At 76.0% G+C, this 19,883-nt stretch carries 11 protein-coding genes; 3 read left to right on the plus strand and 8 right to left on the minus strand.

Features of this window, described 5'->3' with window-relative positions; translation table 11 throughout:
• Window positions 1-68: 68 nt before the first annotated feature.
• Window positions 69-1,256: a YncE family protein gene (locus CRV15_RS25425; RefSeq protein WP_003959629.1), complete on the minus strand. Its 1,188-nt coding sequence runs from the start codon at window positions 1,254-1,256 to the stop codon at window positions 69-71.
• The gene (locus CRV15_RS25430) at window positions 1,253-1,849 is read right to left on the minus strand and encodes an ankyrin repeat domain-containing protein (RefSeq protein WP_009995414.1); all 597 of its coding nucleotides are present in this window, start codon (window positions 1,847-1,849) and stop codon (window positions 1,253-1,255) included. Before CRV15_RS25430 ends, CRV15_RS25425 begins: the two co-directional genes overlap by 4 nt.
• A gap of 310 nt (window positions 1,850-2,159) precedes the next feature.
• Between CRV15_RS25430 and CRV15_RS25435 the strand changes: the two genes are divergently transcribed.
• From CRV15_RS25435 to CRV15_RS25445, 3 genes are all read left to right on the plus strand, one after another.
• Complete coding sequence (locus tag CRV15_RS25435) at window positions 2,160-3,338, plus strand: exonuclease SbcCD subunit D (protein WP_003959627.1); 1,179 nt, start codon at window positions 2,160-2,162, stop codon at window positions 3,336-3,338.
• Window positions 3,335-7,354, plus strand: a complete 4,020-nt coding sequence (locus tag CRV15_RS25440; protein ID WP_003959626.1) for an AAA family ATPase — start codon at window positions 3,335-3,337, stop codon at window positions 7,352-7,354. Before CRV15_RS25435 ends, CRV15_RS25440 begins: the two co-directional genes overlap by 4 nt.
• 119 nt (window positions 7,355-7,473) lie before the next feature.
• On the plus strand, window positions 7,474-8,325 hold the full coding sequence (locus CRV15_RS25445) for an SDR family oxidoreductase (protein WP_003959625.1): 852 nt from the start codon (window positions 7,474-7,476) through the stop codon (window positions 8,323-8,325).
• A gap of 84 nt (window positions 8,326-8,409) precedes the next feature.
• Here CRV15_RS25445 and CRV15_RS25450 read toward each other — a convergent pair whose 3' ends face one another.
• The 6 genes from CRV15_RS25450 to pdxR all read right to left on the minus strand — a co-directional run bounded on the left by CRV15_RS25450 (window position 8,410) and on the right by pdxR (window position 19,866).
• The gene (locus CRV15_RS25450) at window positions 8,410-10,092 is read right to left on the minus strand and encodes a DUF885 domain-containing protein (protein ID WP_003959624.1); all 1,683 of its coding nucleotides are present in this window, start codon (window positions 10,090-10,092) and stop codon (window positions 8,410-8,412) included.
• Between the two features lie 199 nt (window positions 10,093-10,291).
• Complete coding sequence (locus CRV15_RS25455; RefSeq protein ID WP_003959623.1) at window positions 10,292-11,758, minus strand: GNAT family N-acetyltransferase; 1,467 nt, start codon at window positions 11,756-11,758, stop codon at window positions 10,292-10,294.
• A 76-nt stretch (window positions 11,759-11,834) separates the two neighbouring features.
• Window positions 11,835-14,711 (minus strand): DUF6493 family protein, encoded by a 2,877-nt coding sequence (locus CRV15_RS37470; protein WP_003959622.1) that lies wholly within the window; start codon window positions 14,709-14,711, stop codon window positions 11,835-11,837.
• Complete coding sequence (locus CRV15_RS25465) at window positions 14,708-16,153, minus strand: SWIM zinc finger family protein (protein WP_003959621.1); 1,446 nt, start codon at window positions 16,151-16,153, stop codon at window positions 14,708-14,710. Before CRV15_RS25465 ends, CRV15_RS37470 begins: the two co-directional genes overlap by 4 nt.
• Before the next feature lie 302 nt (window positions 16,154-16,455).
• A complete protein-coding gene (locus CRV15_RS25470; RefSeq protein ID WP_003959620.1) occupies window positions 16,456-18,132 on the minus strand; it encodes an alkaline phosphatase D family protein in 1,677 nt (558 codons plus the stop codon).
• Between the two features lie 246 nt (window positions 18,133-18,378).
• On the minus strand, window positions 18,379-19,866 hold the full coding sequence (gene pdxR / locus CRV15_RS25475; RefSeq protein ID WP_003959619.1) for a MocR-like pyridoxine biosynthesis transcription factor PdxR: 1,488 nt from the start codon (window positions 19,864-19,866) through the stop codon (window positions 18,379-18,381).
• Window positions 19,867-19,883: the final 17 nt, after the last annotated feature.

The raw sequence follows: 19,883 nt of genomic DNA on the forward strand, positions 1-19,883 counted from the left end.
GCTCCTTCCTGTCCGGTCCCCCGTCCGTACCGGCCCTGTCCCCACCGGCCCTACCGGGTGCGGAACGGCTACAGCACGGCGATGCCCAGGGGCCGTGAACCGCCGGGCAGCCGTCGGGCGGCGCCCCGCTCCAGGTCGACGACGGTGACGCCGTCCCAGAAGCCGTCGCGGGTGAAACCACCGGTCACATAGGCGGTGCGCCCGTCCTGCGACACGGCCACGTCCTCGTGCGGCCCGTCGAGCGGTACGACACGTTCCGTTCCGTCCGGGGCCCGGATGGTCAGGGACGCCTCCTCGTCGTCGGAGCCGATGGGCCCGGTGCCCACGGCGAGCAGGGTGCCGTCCGGGGTCAGGGCGGCGCCGTGCTGATGGGTGTCGGCGGTCATCCGCTCCACGTCGACCCGTCCGGTGCGCGGATCGAGCACCGCGAGCCGCTCGCCCTCGAACGGCAGCAGCAGCCGGCCGTCCTGCCGGACCACCGCGTAGTGCGGTTTCAGCCAGGAGCCGAGGCCGCCCTCGGTGCCGTAGGGGGCGACCTCGTGACGGCGGGCGCGCAAGGTGTCCGCGGCGACGGCGGTGACGTCGAAGGAGTCGTGGTTGGTGGCGTAGACCTCCCGCCCGTCGCGCGAGACGTCCACGTCGAAGGGACGGCGGCCCACCGGCACGGTCGCGACCACCTTCCGGGTGGCGGTGTCGACGACCTCCAGTACCCCGGGGCCGCCCGGGACATTCACCCCCGCGTACACCCGCTTCCCGTCGGGGGAGAGGGCGATCCCCATACCGCCGCCCCGGTACTCGCCCGTGGTCACCGGTCCGGTGTCCGTGCGGTACGGAATCCGGCCCAGGCCCGCGCGGGTACGGGTGTCGACGATCGCGATCCCCTCGGCGGTGGCGACCCAGGCCCGGCCGTCCGCGCCGACGGCCAGCCCGTAGGGCGCGGTGCCGACGCGGACGGAGGCGAAGGGGCCCCGTTCCGGATGGAGGAAGGTCACCGTGTCACCGCCGAAGTCGGCGACGAGCAGGGTGCCCCCGGGGGTGAGGACACCGGGGGAGCGGTCCGCCGGAGCCGTGGTGCCGCCGTCCGGTCCGGCGCTTCCGTCCGGCCGCTGGGGACCGGTGCCGTCCGCGTCCCCCGCACCGCCCGCCGCGCTCGCGCCCGCCGTCCGCGCGTCCTTTGTGCCCGGGTCCGCCGCGCAGCCCGCGAGCAGCCCCGCCACGGCCAGCGCCAGGACCGGGGCGAGCGCGCGGCGCCTCATCGCGTACCCCGCAGCAGCCCGGCGATCTCCTCGAAGCCGCGGCGCTCCGCGTGCCGCAGCGGGGTGACCCCCTCGGAGTCGGCGAGCTGCGGGTCCGCCCCGGCGGCCAGCAGCAGGGCCACCACCTCCTGGTGGTCCTGTCCGCCGTCGCCGAGGATGACCGCCTCCAGCAGCGCCGTCCACCCCAGGTCGTTGACGTGGTCCACCTCGATGTCGGTCTCGCGCAGCACGGCCCGTACATACGCGACATGGCCGCGCTCGCTCGCCGGGATCAGCGAGACACCGCCGAAGCGGTTGCGCAGCCGCAGGTCAGGGGCGCCCCGGAGCAGCGTCCGCATCATCGCCACGCTGCCGGTCACGCCGGTGACCAGCCATGGGCTGTCGTGCCTGCGGTCCTGGGCGTCGGGGTCGGCTCCGGCGGCGATCAGGGTCCGGGCGACCTGGACATGATCACCCAGCGCGGCCAGCAGCAGCGCGGTGCGCAGCTCCCCGTCCCGGGCCCCGACATCGGCGCCCGCCGCCAGGGCCGCGCGCACCCCGGCGTCGTCGCCGCGCCCGGCGGCGTCCAGCAACAGCAGATGGGGGGTGTTCACGGGCGGCTCCCGGCGACGGTGGAACAGGGTCCCCACCAGTCTCGGACAGCGGACGGAATGCCGGCCTCCTCCTTCTTGCGGGGGAGGGACAGCGGGACGGGGGACGGTTCGGTCGGCCGAATGGCCGATGCCGACGCCGGGGCGGTCTGCGAGGGTGGACATCGGGAGAGACCGCCCCGGCAGGGGTGCGCGGGACATCCGGGGTGCGCGAGGCGTTAGCGTGGTGGGCGCCGATGGGGGGACCCGCGCGGGGCGGAGGCCGGACACCAGGGGCGGAGAAGGGGGACACCATGCGGGTCGGGGCGGTGCTGTGAGGCTGTTGCACACATCGGACTGGCATCTGGGACGCTCGCTGCACCGGGTGAGCATGCTGGAGGCACAGGCCGCGTTTCTCGACCACCTGGTGGAGACCGTCCGGGACCGCGGGATTGACGCCGTCCTGGTCGCCGGAGACATCTACGACCGGGCCGTGCCGCCACTGGCGGCGGTGGAGCTGTACGACCGGGCGCTGCACCGGCTCGCCGACGCGGGCGTGCCGACCGTCATGATCTCCGGGAACCACGACTCCGCCCGCAGGCTCGGCGTCGGCGCCGGGCTGCTCGGCCGCGCCGGTATCCATCTGCGGACCGACCCGGCGGGCTGCGGTACCCCGGTGCTCCTGTCCGACGCCCACGGCGAGGTCGCCTGCTACGGGCTGCCCTATCTCGAACCAGCCTTGGTGAAGGACGAGTTCAGGACCGAGCGGACGCACCACGAGGCCGTCATCGGCGCCGCGCTGGACCGGGTGCGCGCCGATCTCGCGGACCGGCCCCGGGCCACACGTTCCGTGGTGCTCGCCCACGCCTTCGTCGCCGGGGGCGAGCCGAGCGACAGCGAGCGGGACATCACCGTCGGCGGGATGAGCGCCGTGCCCGCGGGGATCTTCCACGGCGTGGATTACGTCGCCCTCGGGCATCTGCACGGCTGCCAGACGGTGACCGAGCGGCTCCGCTACTCCGGCTCGCCCCTCGCGTACTCGTTCTCCGAGGCGAACCACCGCAAGACGATGTGGATCGTCGACCTCGGGCCCCGGGGCGAGATCTCCGCGGAACGGGTCGACTGCCCCGTCCCCCGGCCGCTGGCCCGGCTCCGCGGCACCCTCGCCGAGCTGCTGGAGGACCCCGCGCTCGACCGGCACACGGACTCCTTCGTCGAGGCGACCCTCACCGACCCGGCCCGCCCGGCGGAGCCCATGGCCCGCCTCACCGAACGCTTCCCGCACACCCTGAGCCTGGTGTTCGCGCCCGAGCGCGACCCGGCCGGGGAGACGATGTCCTACGCCGAACGGATCGGCGGACGCGGGGACCAGGAGATCGCCGAGGACTTCGTCGCCCATGTGCGCGGCGGCAGCGGACCGGACGAGCGGGAACGCGAGGTGCTGCGCGACGCGTTCGACGGGGTACGGGTCGGGGAAGCGGTGCGGGAGAGCGCGGGGAGGTCCGCCCGATGAGGCTCCACCGGCTCACCGTCACCGCGTTCGGCCCTTTCGGAGCCACCCAGGAGATCGATTTCGACGCGCTCTCCGGCGCGGGGATCTTCCTGCTGCACGGCGCGACCGGCGCGGGCAAGACCTCTGTGCTCGACGCGGTCTGCTTCGCGCTGTACGGGGCGGTCCCCGGCGCCCGGCAGAGCCCCGGGACCTCGCTGCGCAGCGACCACGCCCCGGCGGGCACCCCCACCGAGGTGCTGCTCGACCTGACCGTGGGCGGTCGGCGGCTGGAGATCCGCCGCAGGCCCGCACAGCCCCGTCCCAAGAAGAACGGCAGGGGCGTCACCACCGAGCGGGCCCAGAGCCAGCTCCGCGAGTACGACGCCGAGCAGGGCGCCTGGCGCGCGCTCAGCCGCTCCCACCAGGAGATCGGGGAGGAGATCACCCAGCTCGTCGGGATGAGCCGGGAGCAGTTCTGCCAGGTGGTGCTGTTGCCGCAGGGGGACTTCGCCCGTTTTCTGCGCTCCGACGCCGAGGCCAGGGCGCGGCTGCTCGGCCGTCTCTTCGACACCGGCCGCTTCGCCGCCGTGGAGGAGCGCCTCGCCGAGCGGCGGCGCACCGCCGAGGGGCGGGTCCGCACCGCGGACGAGGGGCTTCTCGCGATCGCCCACCGCATGGAGCAGGCCGCGGGCGCGGCGGCGGACGACTGGCCGCCGCCCCGGCAGCAGCCCGGCGACCCCGGTCTCGCGGACGCCGTCCTGGAGTGGGCCGCCGTCGCCCGCGCGGGAGCCGCCGAGCGCCGGGACATCGCCGAAGGAGCGCTGACCGCGGCGGAGCACCGCCAGCGGGCGGCGCGCGAGGCACTGGAGTCGGCCCAGGAGGAGGAGCGGCTCCAGCGGCGGTACGAGGACGCCCGCCGCCGCCGTGCCGTCCTGGAGGACCGGCGGCCCGAGTACGAGGAGCTGTGCGACCGTCTGGACCGCGCCCGGCGGGCGGAGCGGGTCGCGCCCGCGCTGCGGCTGCGCGACGACGCGGCCCGCGAGCACACCGTGGCGGGCACCGCGTACGAGGAGGCCCGCGCCCTGCTCCCGGCCGAGCTGCGGGAGGCGGGGGCCGAGCAGCTCGCCGCCGCCGAGGCCCGGCTGCGCCAGGACCTCGGCGGCCTTGAGGCGGCTCTCCGGGCCGAGCGGCGCAGCGAGGAGATCACCCGGGAGCGCGCCGCGCTGGACCGCCAGGCCCGAGCGGACGAGGAGATCCTCCAGGACGCGGAGGGGTGGCTCGCGGGCTGGGAGGCCCTGCGCCATGGACACCAGGAGCGGATCGCCGCCGCACAGGACGCGGCGACCCGCGCCGAACACCTCGCGGGTCGGCTCGACCCCGCCCGCCGACGGCTGCGCGCCGCGCGGGAAAGGGACCGGCTCGCGGTCCTCGGAGTGACGGCCGAGGAGGGGCTGCGCACCGCCCGCGACCGTGCGGGCCGGGCCCGCGAGCAGTGGCTCGACCTCAAGGAACGACGGCTGCTCGGCATCGCCGCCGAGCTGGCCGCCGAGCTGGCCCCGGGCCGCCCGTGCACCGTCTGCGGCTCCGCCGAGCACCCGGAACCGGCCCGTCCGACCGATGGCTCCGTGACCGCGGCGCAGGAGGACTCCGCGTACGACCACTACACCCGCGCGGACGCCGCCAAGGCCACCGCCGAACGCGAACTCGCGGTCCTCACCGAGGCCCTGACCACCGCCCGTACCCAGGCCCGGTCCGTCTCTCCGCCGACGGGCACGTCTTCGTCCCCGGCGAACGGGACCGGCGGACCCGACCGCTCCCCGGCCACCGCGGCCCCCGCGTCCGGGGCGTCCGGGGCGTCCGGGTCGGGTACGGCGGTGGTGACACCCGGTACCGGTCCGGCCGGTCCGGTCGCCGCAGGCGCGGCTGCGCGTGCCGGAGGCGGTGAATCCGGCCGCCTGCCCGGTCCTGTGGACTCGGGCCGGGCACGCGGAGCCGACGCGGTGGGTGGTGCGGTGGCCGGTGGGCCCGCGAACGGCTCGGACACCGCGGGTGGTTTCCGCGTACCGGTGGCGGCGGCCGGTGGCGGTGCCGGTGGTGTGCCGGTCGCGACGGACGGTGTGGGTGGCCCGGACACCTCGGGTGTGAGGACCGGTGGGCCCGGTCGCTTCCCGGGCGCCGGGAAGCCGGACCGGTTGTCCGGTGGGCCCGCGTGCGGTGCGGCTGGGCCTGCCGGGCCGGGCAGTTCCGTGGTGCCGGTCGCGGCGGCCGGGGAAGGCCCGGAAGGCATGGACGCTGCGGGTGGTTTCCGCGTACCGGTGGCGGATGCCGGTGCCGGTGGTGCGCCGGTCCCGACGGACGGTGTGGGTGGCCCGGGTGGCACCGCCGGTCCGGTCGGCGCGGGTGCGGGTGCCGGGGAGGCCGGTCCGTTCGGCGTGGTCGGTGGCGGTTCCGGTGGTGCGGACGGTGAGCCTTCCGCCACCGGGGAGTCGGTTCCGGCCCCGTCCGGAGGGGACAGGGCGGTCGGCGGGTCCGTGGGCGGCGGGGTGCCGGGCCGGGCCCAGGGCGCGGGTGGCTCTGTCGCACCGATGGTGGCCGGTGGTGGTGCGGCCGGTGCGGCCGGTCGGGTTTCCGGCACCGGAGGGGACGGGGCCGAAAACGGGTCCGTGGACGGCGGGCGGTCCGCCGGTGGGCGGGGCGCCCCGAGGGACGCGCCCGTCGCGGTGGACGGTGCCGTTCCGCGGGCACGGGGGGCCGGGGAGGAGTACGACCCCACCGTGCGTGAGCTGGAGGCGCTGGTCGTCCGGCTGGAGGAGGAGTACGGGCGGGCGCATCGGACCGCGGGGGGCGGGCACAGTGCGCGGGAGGCGCTCGACCGGGCCGAGCGGGAGCACCGGGAGCGGCTGGCGGACCGTCAGGAGACCGAGCGGCGGGTGGCGGCGCGGACCTCGCGGCGGGAGGCGCTCGACCGGGAGCAGGGCGCCCTCCTCGCCGAGCTGGCGCATCTCGACGACGGCACCGGCGTCTCCGCCCGCGCCGCGCTGCTGGAGCGCCGGGTGCGGCTGCTCGCTCGGGCCGCCGGGGCCGTCCGGGAGGCGGACACCGCCGCGCGGCGGCTGAAGGTGGCCGACGACCGGCTCGCCTCCGCCGTGTTCGACGCGGACCTCGGCACCCCGTCGGCCGCCGCCGACGCGTTGCTCCCCGCCGCCGCGCTGCGCGACGTCCAGTCCCGCGTCGACGCCTGGCGCACCGAGGCCGCGGCGGTCGCCGACCGGCTCGACGAGCCCGGGACCCGGGCCGCGGGGGAGCGTCCCCCCGTCGACTCCGCCGCCGCCCGCACCGGGTACGACAGGGCCGAACGTGCCCTGCGCGAGGCTGTGTCCGCGCTCGACTCCGCCCGTGAGCGCCGTGCCGAGCTGGCGCGGCTCTCCGCGCGGGCCGTCACCGCCGTGCGGGGGCTCGGCCCGCTGCGCGAGGAGTACGACCGGGTCGCCCGGCTCGCGGGGCTCACCGCGGGCACCTCCGCCGACAACGAGCGCAGGATGCGGCTGGAGTCGTACGTCCTGGCGGCCCGGCTCGAACAGGTCGCCGCCGCCGCGTCCGTACGGCTGCGGCGCATGTCGTCCGGCCGCTTTACCCTGGTCCACTCCGATGCCCGCTCCGGCGGCAGACGTTCGGGCCTCGGGCTCCATGTCGTGGACGCCTGGACCGGGGCCGAGCGGGACACGGCGACCCTCTCCGGCGGCGAGACCTTCTTCGCCTCGCTGGCGTTGGCGCTGGGCCTCGCCGACGTGGTCACCGAAGAGGCCGGGGGCGTACGGCTCGACACCCTCTTCGTCGACGAGGGCTTCGGCAGCCTGGACGAGCAGACCCTCGACGAGGTCATCGACGTCCTCGACGCGCTGCGCGAACGGGACCGCTGCGTCGGCATCGTCAGCCATGTCGCCGACCTCCGACGCCGTGTTCCCACCCGGCTGGAGGTGGTCAAGGCACGGGGGGGCTCCACGGTCCGGCTGCACACCGCCCCGCTGGACGGCTGACCCGGGGGACGGGGCTGTCCGGCCACGGCGCACCCGGACAGTCCGGCCCGGCGGCCCTCCCCGGCGGGCCGCCGAAAAACATGTGACAGCCACTCACCCCTCGGCCATCATGGGCTCCCATGCCCAAGCTGCCGCATCCCGAAGCCGCCTCCCTGCGCCGCGACCCCCTTCCGCTGCGGGGCCGTACCGCCCTGGTCACCGGCGCCAGCCGGCGCGGGGGCATCGGCTACGCGGTGGCCCGCCGCCTCGCCGCCCATGGCGCGAGCGTCTATCTGCACCACCATGTCCCCCATGACGAGGCCAAGCCGTGGGGCGCCGACCCGGAGGGCCCCGAAGCGGTGGCCGCCGGGGTGCGGGCCGCCCTCGGCGACCCCTCGGCCCGGGTCTGCCACGGCCCCGGTGACCTCTCCACCGCCGCCGCCCCCGCCGAGCTGATCGCCACCGCGACCCGCGCACTCGGCGGACGGCTCGACATCCTGGTCGCCAACCACGCCCTCAGCGGCTTCGACGGCACCCTCCTGGAGATCGACGCGGAGAAGCTCGACGCCCACTGGGCCATCGACACCCGCGCGGTGCTGCTGCTGATCCAGACCTTCGCCCGGCAGCGGGCCGCGCTTCCGGCGCGTACTCCCGGCGGCCGGGTCGTCATGATGACCTCGGGCCAGGACATCGCGGGCGGCATGCCGGGGGAGCTGGCGTACGCGCTGGCCAAGGGGGCGCTGGCCTCGGTCACCCGCTCCCTGTCGACCACACTCGCCGAGCTGGCCGTCACCGTGAACACCGTCAACCCCGGTCCGGTGGACACGGACTACATGGAGGGCGAGGAGTACCAGGCTGTCGCGGACCTCTTCCCCGCGGGCCGCTGGGGCATGCCCGACGACCCGGCCCGGCTGATCGCCTGGCTGGCGACGGACGAGGCGGAGTGGATCACCGGTCAGGTCATCGACTCCGAGGGCGGCTTCCGCCGCTGAGCCACGGCGCCCTGGGCCCCGCCGCTCCCGGCCGCGCCCCCGGTCGCCACCGACCGGGGGCGGTGCTCTGCCCCCGTCCGGCGGTCACAGCCGGGACAACTCGTCCACCAGGTCGTCCAGGCCCAGCGAGCCCTGGGACAGCGCCGCCATGTGCCACGCCTTCGCGTCGAACGCGTCGCCGTGCGCCGCGCGGGCTTTCTCCCGTCCCAGCAGCCACGCCCGTTCACCCAGCTTGTAGCCGATCGCCTGGGCGGGCATCGAGAGATAACGGGTCAACTCGCTCGCCACATACGCCGCGGGCCGTCCGCTGTGCAGGCCGAAGAACTCCTCGGCCAGCTCGGGCGTCCAGGACTCGCCCGGCCGGAACGGCGAGTCCGCCGGGATCTCCAGCCCCAGATGCATCCCGATGTCCACGATCACCCGGCAGGCACGCATCATCTGCGCGTCCAGATAGCCCAGCCGCTGCTCGGGGTCGGGCAGGAAGCCCAGCTCGTCCATGAGCCGTTCGGCGTAGAGGGCCCACCCCTCCACATTGGCGCTGACCTTCCCGAGGGTGGCCTGGTAGCGGGAGAGCCGGTCGGCGACATGGACCCACTGCGCGATCTGGAGATGGTGTCCGGGGACGCCCTCGTGGTACCAGGTCGACACCAGGTCGTACACGGGGAAGCGGGTGGCCCCCATCGTCGGCAGCCAGGTCAGCCCGGGGCGGGAGAAGTCCTCCGAGGGGCCGGTGTAGTAGGGCGCCGCCGCGCTGCCGGGCGGGGCGATACGGGACTCCACCCGCCGCACCCGCTCGGCGAGTTCGAAGTGGGTGCCGTCCAGCGTCTCGATCGCCTCGTCCATGAGCCCCTGGAGCCAGTCGCGCACCTCGTCGACGCCCTCGATGTGCCGGCCGTGCTCGTCGAGGTGGGCCAGCGCCTCCCAGGGGCCCGCCCCGGGGAGGATCTTGCCGGCCTCGGTCCGCATCTCGGCGAGCAGCCGGTGGTACTCCGACCAGCCGTACGCGTACGCCTCGTCCAGGTCCAGTTCGGTGCCGTTGAAGAAGCGCGCCCAGCGGGCGTACCGCTCCCGGCCCACGGTGTCCGGCGCGTCCGCGACGGCGGGCAGATACACGTCCCGCATCCAGTCGCGCAGCACGGTGAGCGCGCCGGTGGCGAGGTCCGCGGCGGCGTCGAGCCGGTCGCGGAGCGCGTCCGGGCCCGCCGCCACGAACTGCCCGAACCAACTCCGGTCCGTGCCGATCCACTCCGTCATCTGCCCGATGTTGGTCCGCGTCGCCCGGGGGCCGCCGAGGAGCCCGCGCTCCAGCCCCAGGGCGAGCGAGGACCGGTAGCCCTCCAGCGCGGCGGGCACGGCGCGCAGCCGCCGGTCCACGGCCGCCCAGTCCTCCTCGGTCCGGGTGGGCATCACCGAGAACGACTCCCGCACCGAGTGCACCGGCGAGCGCAGATTGCTCACCGCGCGCAGCTTCTCTCCCGTGTCGTGGATGGCGAGTTCCGCCGTCAGCCGCTCACGCAGCAGCCGGGCACAGCGCCGCTCGACGTCGCTCTCGGCGCCCGGCTGCTTCTCGGCGTCGTCGAGCCGGGCGAGGGTCTCCCGGGCGAGCGCCGCGCGGGCCGCGTCCCCGGCGGGCGAGTAGTCGGGGAGGAAAGGGCTGCTCTCCTTGACACCCAGATAGGTGCCGAACGTCGGGTCGAGTGCGATGACGGCGTCGACATGGGCGTCGGCGACCTCACGGGGCAGCGGGCTATTGGGGGTTACTGACATGCACACATCCTCAAGCACGGGACTGCGTCATGTCATCATCGTCCGCCGCGCCCCTCGTCCGCCGCAGTGCCGCTTTCGCCGTGGCCGGATCACCGCCGGTGCGACGCGTGCTCCGCGCGGCCGGACGGGAGGCGCGACGGGCGGGCGGGTGACGGCGCGCCCCGGCGGCCGGGGGCGCGGCGCCGCTCCGTGCGGGCCCTCAGCGCTCCGCCCGCTCCCTGGCCTGATTCCGACCGGGGTCCGCTCCGTCCAGGGCCGCCGTGAGCACCAGCGTGCCCTCCTCGACCTGGAGGTCGAGCGGCAGCCGCAGCCCGCGCATCGCCGCGACCATGCCGGTGTTGGACGCCTGGGTCACCGCGTAGACGCTTCCGCTCCCGGACTCCCGGGCCAGCGCCACCAGCCGGGTCAGCAGCTCGGAGCCGATGCCCCGGCGCTGCCAGGCGTCCTCCACGAGCAGGGCCACCTCGCTCTCGTCCCCGTCCCAGAGCAGATGGCCGAGGGCGACCAGCCGTCCCGAGCCGGTCCGCACGGCGAGTGTGCGGCCGAACCGGGGGCTCAGCAGATGGTCGAGATAGCGGTCCGCGTCGGCGACGGGGCCGTGGTAGCGCTGCCGCAGGGTCCGCTCCGAGCAGCGGCCGTGCAGGGCCCTGGCGGCCTCGGTGTCCCGCTGGTCGGCCCGGCCGACCGTGATCTCCTCGCCCTTCGGCAGGGTGAGCACGTCCCGGCCCGGCGGCACCCGGTGGCCGAGCCGGGCGTCCAACTCCAGCAGCGCCCGGGCGCGGGCGAACTCGGTCGGGGTGAAGGGGAGCTGCGGGCGCTCCACCTCGATCGCGCCGCCGCGCGGGTCGCGGAACCGCAGCACGGTCCCGTCCTGTGTGCCCTCCGGGGGCGGCAGCTCGGCGGGGGGCCGTCCGCCGGGGGCGGGCGCGGGGCGGTGGTGGACGGTGCAGCGGCCGAGGAGATGGCGCAGGGCGAGCGGCAGTTCGGCCGCGTCCAGCGCGGTGCGGGAGGCGAGGCCCAGCACCCGGGTGGGGGTGTCCACCAGGTCGTGGGCGTCGGCGCGCTCGATCCAGGTGTCGCTGCCGCCCGCCGCCGCGACCTTCGCGGTCAGCTGCCGGGGCGGCAGCGCCGCGGGTGCCCGCAGCAGGAACTCGTCGACGGTGCCCTCGGCGAGCGGATGGGTCTGCAGGGTGAGGATGTCGACCCGGAGGGAGGCCAGCGCCGCGCAGAGCGCGGCGAGGCTGCCCGGCTCGTCGCGCACGGTGGTGCGCATCCGCCACAGCGCCGTCCCGCCGCCCGGGGCGGCCTCCTCCCCGGGGCCTCGTGGCCGCTGGGCCTCTCCGCCGGTGTGCTGCGGGCGGCCGGTCGCGGTGGCGCCGGTCGTGTCGGTGGTGTCGATGATGTGCGCCGTATCGTTCGGAGGGGCGTGACCCGGGCGATGTGCCCACCAGGTGTGGAAGGCGGCGGTCGCGGCGAGGGTCGCGGCCGAGACGACGAGGAGCACCGGACCGTCCGGCCCCCGTACGATCAGCTTGGCCACCGTGTCGGCGACCACCACCGCCGTGAACACGGCCGCCAGCTCGACGAGGTCCCGCCGCCAGTGGTGGCGGCGGGCGCTCCGCGAGGACGGGGCGGACGAGGATGCTGTCGAGGTCGTCTGTGTCATGACAGCACTCTCGCCGAACCGTGTTGCACGGTCACAAACGTATTGTGACCGATGGGTTAAGCACATATCTGGGCCCCTATGCACTCTTTTTAGCCGTTCCTGGCGGAGATTGTTCCCTCCCCCCGTCTGCGGGGCCCGCCTCATGGCGGCGCACCGCCGTCAGCAGCCGGGCCGCCTGCGCCACCCGTATCGACGAGCCTCCCCGCCCGGCCAGTTCCCCCAGCCCCGGAAGCAGCTCCGGCAGGGACGCCGGGGGCCGCGCCACGGCCGGGCCGGAGCGCTCCGCGCAATCGGCCGCCACCTCCAGGACCTCGCCGAGCGACCGCGCCACCGGCACCGCCCCGAGCAGCGCGGGCAGCGCGGCGGCCAGCACCGCCCAGGTCGTCGTATACGCGCCGGTCGCCGCCGCGGTGCGGGCGGCGTCCGCGAGCCGGTTGGGCTTGAGCGCGCCGTTCCGGAACATCGTGCCCAGCCGCCCGCCCAGCAGGACCGGATCGAGCTGGCCCCGGGCGGCCAGCACCAGCAGCGCGTCCACCGCGCCCAGCCGGGCCCCGGAGTCCGGCGCGTCCAGCCCCAGCGCCACGGCCCGGTGCAGCTCCGGCCCCGCGGGCCCGTCCCCCTCGCCCTCCGCGAGCCGGGCCAGCGCGCTCGTCATGTTCTGCCAGTCCAAGCGGTCGGCGTACTGGTCCACCAGGTGCTCCATGAAGACGCGCAGCCAGGACGCCACCGCCTCCCGGTGGTGCGGCAGGGCCGTCGTCCACAGCGGCGCCACCTGCTCCAGCGACAGATACCAGCCGGCGCAGCTGTGGCTGTGGGTGTGCGCGGGGTCGGGGCGCTGCGCCAGCCAGCGGAACGGGCCCGGCAGTGCCCGCTGGGCGGCGGTCCGCTGCCGGACGCGGCCGGTCAGCGCCCGGGCCGTGCGCGCGGTCAGCCCGAGCAGCCCGCCCCCGGTGGACTCCGCGCCCCGAGCCGGGTCCTCCCCGGTGCCCTCCGGCGCGTCCTGGGGCCCGGCCGGGTCCGACAGGTCCACCGGTGCCGGGTGCGTCAGCGCGGGCAGCTCCGGCGCGGTCCCCTCCAGCCAGGCGGCGAGCCGGTCGCCCTCCTCCGTCCCGAGGAGGGCCGCCTCCCGTGCCACGGGGCCGCCCGTGCCCGGCGCGACCCGCAGCAGGGCCTGGGTGAAGTCCACCGGCCCCGGGTCGGCACCGAGCCGCTGGTACTCCCGCAACCGCTCCAGCAGCACCTCGGCGTCCAGCGCCCCCGTCTCCCAGGTCGGTGTCGCGAGCAGCAGCGGCGGCCTCTCCGTCCGGATCAGCCACGCGGCCTCCGCGATCCGGGCCGTGATCACGCCGCACATCCCCCCGACCGCGCAGACCCCCGGGCCGGTGCTCCGCCGGTGTATCCGCCGCACCACCTCGGTCGGCACCACGTCGGCCACCGTGGCCACCAGCAGCTCCAGACCGGCCGACACCCGTGCCATCCGGCGGCTGACATAGCGGCTGTCGTGGTCCGGTCCGAACCACCACTGTCCCGCGAAGGTCTCCCGCATCGCTTCGGCCAGCCGCTCCCGGTCCGTGTGGGCCAGCCGCACCAGGGCGTCCAGCGTCCGTTCGAAGGCGATCCGGTCCGGGTCCCTGTCGTCCCGGTCCATCACGGCGACCAGGTCCGCCGTGAACTCCCCGACGGAGTCCGGCGGCCCGGGGACCGCGCGCCGCGCGGGCACCGGGGGCAGCGTCTCCTCGGCGCCCGGCTCCGGGCCGTCCTCGGGCAGGAGGGAGCCGAAGAGCCCGGCCGCCGTCTCCCGGTGCGCCGGGCCGAGCAGGGCGGCGGCCTCGGCCAGCTCCTGGCGCACCCCGGCGTCCACGTCCGGCAGATGACGGGCCACCAGCTTCAGCGCGCGGTCCTGCACCCCGGTGTCCGCGTGCCCGAAGGCGTCTCCCGCGGCGCGCAGCAGCGTGGCCACGGCGGCGGCGTCCCCGGCCTTCGCCCGTGCCCTGACGGTCCTGCCCAGCAGGGTGAGCTGGGTGCGCACCAGGGTCTTCTCGCTCCGGAAGAAGACCGCGCCCGAGGTCTGGGCGAAGTCGTGCTCCGACAGCGTGCCCCGCTCGGCCAGCGCCCCCAGCACCCCCTGGGCATGGGCGGCCACCGGGCCCGTGCCGTCGGCGGCCATGCCCATCCAGTCGGGAATCCGGGCGCTCTCCTCCTCCGGCGTGAGCGCGAGGGCCCGCAGCACGGCGCGGAAGAACTTCAGCTCCTGGGGCCTGCCGCCGCGCAGCAGCCGGGAGACACAGGCGTCCACGATCACCGGGCGTTCGACCGCGTCCGACACCGAGAGCCGTGCCAGCGCCTGCGGCCAGTGCTGGGGGCCGTCCTCCTCCGCCGACCACAGCAGCTCCCCGGGCAGCTCGGGCAGTTCGAAGAGCCGGGGCGCCAGCACGTCCACCGCCGGTTCCCGGTCCAGGTGACGCAACAGCTCGCGGTGGCGGTGCACATGGACGGCCCAGCCGCGGACGCAGGGGTCGTCCGTGGGCACGGGGCGGCCCGAGAGTGCCACCAGCTCCCGGATCAGGGGGTAGTCGTCAGCGCCGGTCGAGGCGCGGGCGGCGAGCCGGTGGGCGAGATCGCCGAGCCAGTCGGGGTCCCGGCCCGCCAGCGCCGCCAGCACGGCGGGCAGGACCGGCGCGTCCCCCGGGCCCCGGGACATCCGCAGATCCCGCGCCCCGATCCAGCCCGCCGCCGCGGCGGCACCCGGGTGGCAGCCCGCCCCGGCGACCAGCAGCGCGGTGGAGATCCGGCCCCGGGTCCGCCACTCCTCCCAGCCCCAGCCGCGCAGCTCGGTGCGCAGCGCCTTCAGCTCCGGCAGCAGCTCCTTGCGCTCGGCCGCGGTCAGCGGGGCCAGCTCCGTGGCCACCTCCCGGAAAGCACCCCGGCGCACGGTGTCGAGAATCGCGTTCACCGGGCACCCCCGACCGGGTCCGCACCGGCGGCACGCGCGGCCGGTACGGCGGCCCGCGTACCCGCGTCCCCGTCCGCGGCGGTGGCGCCGCGCCGCACCATCCGGACCGCGAGCGCGTGCTTGCAGGGGCCGCGCCCGCCCTGGTGCTCCGCCCACCAGGCGCAGGTGCACCACAGCCGTCCGCCGCGCTCCCCGACCCGGTAGACCCGCGCGCCCGAGGCCACCGCGGCCGTCTCCCCGTCCGCGCCGAGGGTCACCGCACCCGACGCGACCAGCTCCCGGGCGCTGAGCAGCCGTGGATTGTGTCTCTCCGCGCGCCGCGCGTCATAGGGGAGTTCCCGGTGGAAGTAGGCCGCGTCCGCCACGTCGTACCCGACCCGGCCCGCCGTGCCCAGCCGTACCAGCGCGGCCCGTACCCGCTCCACGGGCAGACCGGACCGGTCCGCCAGCTCCGCCGGGTCGATCACCGGCTCCCAGGCGAGCAGCACCGAGATCAGCTCCGCGTCCTGCTCGGCCTCCGGCGTGGACAGCGCCTCCAGGACACCGCCCTCGCCGGAGAAACCGCGGCTGGTGTCCGGCGACAGCGTCAGGGTGAGCCGCATCCCCGGCAGCATCACCTCCCACGCGGCCGGGGCGGGCGCGGAGCCGGTGCCCGACGGGCCGTACACCCGCAGGGCGGTGGCGTGGCGCAGTACCCGGTGCAGGGCCGTCAGCCGCTCCGGCCCCGGCAGGCAGACCGCTCCCGCGACCGGCCGGGTGGTGGGCCGCAGGGCCCCCCGCGCCGGGACCACCCAGGTCGTGCCCCGGGAGGCACGGCCGAAGGAGCGCGGCAGCGAGCGCAGGAACCGCACCGCCTCCGCCCCCGGCAGCTCGGCCCGCAGCTCGAACCCGGCGGTGGCGACCTGGGCCTCCGCGAACCCGCGCAGCCAGCGGTCCGGCAGGGGCACCTTCTTCTCCACGACCGGCCCGTCCAGGGTGGTGACCGCCATCTCCCCGGGGCCCACCCGCAGATGGAGCGGGCTGTCACCGGTCATCCGGGACAGCGCCTCCCGCAGCGGGTTGTTCACGTCCACATTGGTGGTGCCGTGCGCGGTCTCCCGCCCCTCCAGGCCGTCGCGCAGCACGTCCAGCCGGGCGTAGACACCGCAGCAGCCGGAGAAGGACTCGAACCGCAGCCGGTCCCCGTTCCCCGTCACCACCGGGTCGAGCAGCGGGCGCGGTGTCGGGTCCGTGTACCGCGCGGCGGCCACGTCGGCGACCGCGAGCAGCGCCCGGGCCGCGGCCAGCGGCGAGGCGAGGAAACCGGAGAAGAAGGCGGGGTGGGGCTGTGCGCCCGCCGGGGTGAGCCCGCCGGAGGTCTCCAGACCAAGAAGACCGCCGCCGGCCCCGGACTCCAGGGCGGACGGGCGTGCGTAGGCGAGCGCCTGCATGGTTCGCGTCATGGAAAAAACCGTAGGACCCACCACTGACAATGGCCCGGCGACGGCCGCTCCGAAGCCCTTGCCAACTCGCCTTGGGTCACGGTGATTTCGCAGGTCACAGGGGATGAGAGGCGCATTCTGCCCGGCGCGCGCCCCCCCGCTTGGACCGGCCCGCGGAACGCCGTCTTCCCCACCTCGGCCCGGCCCGGCGGAGCACCACGCCCCCAGCGGCGGCCCAGCCCCCGGAGTACCGCGTTCCACGGCCCGGGGCCGCCGCAGGGGAGCCCCCGGCCGACGGCCCCGCCGGATCGATGCGCCCGTCCCTACTGCCCCACCCGCCCCGGCTGAAGCGTCTTGCTGAACAGCACCGTGCCCCCCTCCGCCCGCAGCCGCACCGTCAGCTCTCCGCTGCCCCCGTCGATGGCGACCTCCCCGAAGTACTGCGGGGACTCCATCGGCGACACGTTCGCCCGCTCCGGCGCCCGGACGAAGACCCGCTCCGGACCGAAGGTGGCGTCGAGCGCGTTGGCCGGGAAACCACCCGCCGCCAGCGGCCCCGACACGAACTCCCAGAACGGGGCGAAGTCCTGGAACGCCGCCCGCTCCGGCGCGTAGTGCTGGGCCGAGGTGTAGTGCACGTCCGCGGTGAGCCAGAGTGTGCCGGTGATCCGGCGGTGCTTGACGAACCGCAGCAACTCGGCGATCTGGAGCTCCCGCCCCAGCGGAGCGCCCGGGTCCCCCTGCGCCACCGCCTCGAAGTTCACCGAGCCGTCCGGCACCACCAGCCCGATGGGCATGTCCGACGCGATCACCTTCCACACCGCACGCGACCGCGACAACTCCCTTTTCAGCCAGCCGAGCTGCTCCTCACCGAGGATGCCCTGGGTGTCGTCGGCCTGGCGGCCCGGCGAGTTGGCGTTCCGGTGCGAGCGCATGTCCAGGACGAAGACGTCGAGCAGCGGGCCGTGCCGCACCACCCGGTGCATCCGTCCGCCGCGGCCGTGCGGACGGAGAGTGTCCAGGGGGAAGTACTCGCCGAACGCGCGCAGCGCGCGGGCCGCCAGCACGTCCACGTTCTTCTCGGAGTACCGGGGGTCGTCGAGGATCTGGCCCGGGTACCAGTTGTTGCGGACCTCGTGGTCGTCCCACTGGGCCACCGTCGGGACCTGGGCGTTGAAGCGGCGGACATGGGTGTCGAGCAGGTTGTAGCGGAAGTTCCCCCGGAACTCGTCCAGGGACTGCGCCACCCGGGACTTCTCCTCGGTGGTGACGTTCCGCCAGACCCGGCCGTCCGGCAGGGTCACCGAGGGCTCGATCACGCCGTCCGCGTAGATCGTGTCCCCGCTGCACAGGAAGAAGTCCGGGTCCAGCCGGCGCATCTCCTCGTACACCCGGAAGCCGCCGATGTCGGGGTTGATGCCCCAGCCCTGGCCCGCGATGTCGCCGGACCACAGGAAACGCACCCCGCCGCGGCGTCCCCGGGGGGCGGTGCGGAACGATCCGTACACCGGCTCGCCGGTGCGGCGCGGGTCGTCGGGGTCGGCGAGGAGCACCCGGTAGTGGATCTGCTCCCCGGGCGGCAGCCCGTGCAGCGCGGTCGTGCCCGTCCCGTCGGTCCCCGGCCCCAGCAGCGGCCCGTGCCAGCGGCGCACCCGCCGGAAGGCGTCCGTGGCCGAGGTCTCCACGACCATCCGGGCGGGCCGGTCCGCGCGCACCCACACCAGGGCGGACGACGAGGTCACCGCCCCGGTCTGCACGCCCCAGGAGGCCCGGGGACGGCCGGTGAGGGCGAGCGCCGGGGCCTGCCCCAGGGCGGGCAGCGCCAGCGCGGCGGACGCGACGGCGCCGCCGCGCAGCAGCGAACGGCGGCCGGGGCCCCGCACCAGGGGCGGCGAGGCCACGGAGGCCACGGAAGCCGGGGCAGACGGGGCAGACGGGGAAGGCGCGGGGGACACGGGTGAGCCGGGCGCGAGGGGGCGGTGTGTCGGTCCGAACGGCATGGGGCCTCCTGAGGCGGAACGGTCGCCGGTCACAGCACCGTACGGGGCGTCCACGGGGCCACTGGTGAGGCCGCGGCCGGAAACCCCTGGCGGGGCGGCTGCGGACCTGACGCGGGCCCCGTGGACCGTACGGACGGCGCACAGGCACGGACCGGGCGGGAACTGTCCCGCCATGCCTAACGTTCGACCGGTACGCCCCTCGGTACGGCCGGAGGAACTCCGTATGAACATCGCGCCACAACCGCATCAGGAAGCGTCCCCCCGGCCCTCCCCGCTCCCCGGTGGCGCCTGGCCCGCGCCGCTGTCCCCGGTGCCGCCGCCCGCCCCCGGCCCGTCCGTCTCCCGCGCCAGCAGCCCGACCCCCCGCAGGATCTCCGACGGGGCCAGATGGGCGTACCCCAGCACCAGCCGCAGACCCGGATCGCCGTCCGGGACCAGCCGGTGCGCCGACAGCCACCGCACGATCACCCCCGCGCGCCGCGCAGCCGCCGCGAAACGCGCCTCGGGCCCGTAGCGGTCCGGCAGCCGCGCGATGATGTGCAGCCCCGCCGCGATCCCGCTGACCCCGGTGCCCGGAAAGGACTCCGCCAGCGCCCGCACGAGTGTGTCCCGGCGCTCCCGGTAGGCACGCTGACAGCGCCGCAGATGCCGGTCGTAGCCGCCGCCGCGGACGAACTCCGCGAGCAGCGCCTGATCGAGCGCCGGATGCCCCATGTCCAGCGTGCGCTTGCGCTCCACCACCTCGTCCACCAGGTCCCGCGGCACCAGCAGCCAGCCCAGCCGCAGCCCCGGCGCGAGCGACTTGCTCACCGAGCCCGTGTAGGCGACCCGTTCCGGATCGAGCCCCTGGAGCGCGCCCACCGGGGCCCTGTCGTAGCGGAAGTCGCCGTCGTAGTCGTCCTCCACGATCAGCCCGTCCACGGAGCGCGCCCACTCCAGCAGCTCGACCCGGCGCCGCGCCGAGTAGGCGATCCCCGTGGGGAACTGATGCGCCGGACTGGTGCTGACGGCCCGCACACCCGAGCGGTACAGCGGCTCCATCGCCAGCCCCTCCCCGTCCAGCGGCACCGGTGTCATGCCCAGCCCCGCGGCCTGGAACAGCGGTCCGTGCCCCGGGCTGCCCGGGTCCTCGACCCCCAGCGTCCGCAGCCCCCGCCCGTGCAGCGCGAACCCCAGCAGGGTCATCGCCTGCGCCACCCCGGAGCAGACCACGAGCTGCTCGGGGTCCGCCACCACGCCCCGCCGCCGGGTCAGCAGCGCGGCCAGCGCCGTCCGCAGCTCCGGGAGCCCCCGGGGGTCGGGGTAGCCGAGCCCGCTGTGCGGCAGCCGGGCCAGCACCGTGCGCTGGGCGGCACCCCACGCCGCCCGGGGGAAGAGCGACAGGTCCGGGGTCCCCGGCCGGAAGTCCACCCGGGCGCCCGGCCCCCGCGGCGCGAGGTCCCGCGCCGCGGGGGCCCCGGCCCGTGCGGCGTCCCCCACCCAGGTCCCCGACCCCCGCGCGCTGCGCAGATACCCCTCGGCCGTGAGCTGTTCGTACGCCTCCGTGACCAGCCCCCGGGACACCCCCAGATCCAGCGCCAGCTCACGGCTCGACGGCAGCCGTGTCCCCGCCGCCAGCCGCCCCGAGCGGACCGCGTCCCGCAGCGCCGACTGGAGCGCCCGCCCCCGCTGCCGCGCGGGCGCCCGGGCGGCGGGCAGCAGCAACTCCCATGAAGTGGTCCCCGATGGTGCCATGGAAGTGGACCTTAAAG

Origin of the sequence: Streptomyces clavuligerus, assembly GCF_005519465.1 — a bacterium.
Classification (GTDB): Bacteria; Actinomycetota; Actinomycetes; order Streptomycetales; family Streptomycetaceae; genus Streptomyces; species Streptomyces clavuligerus.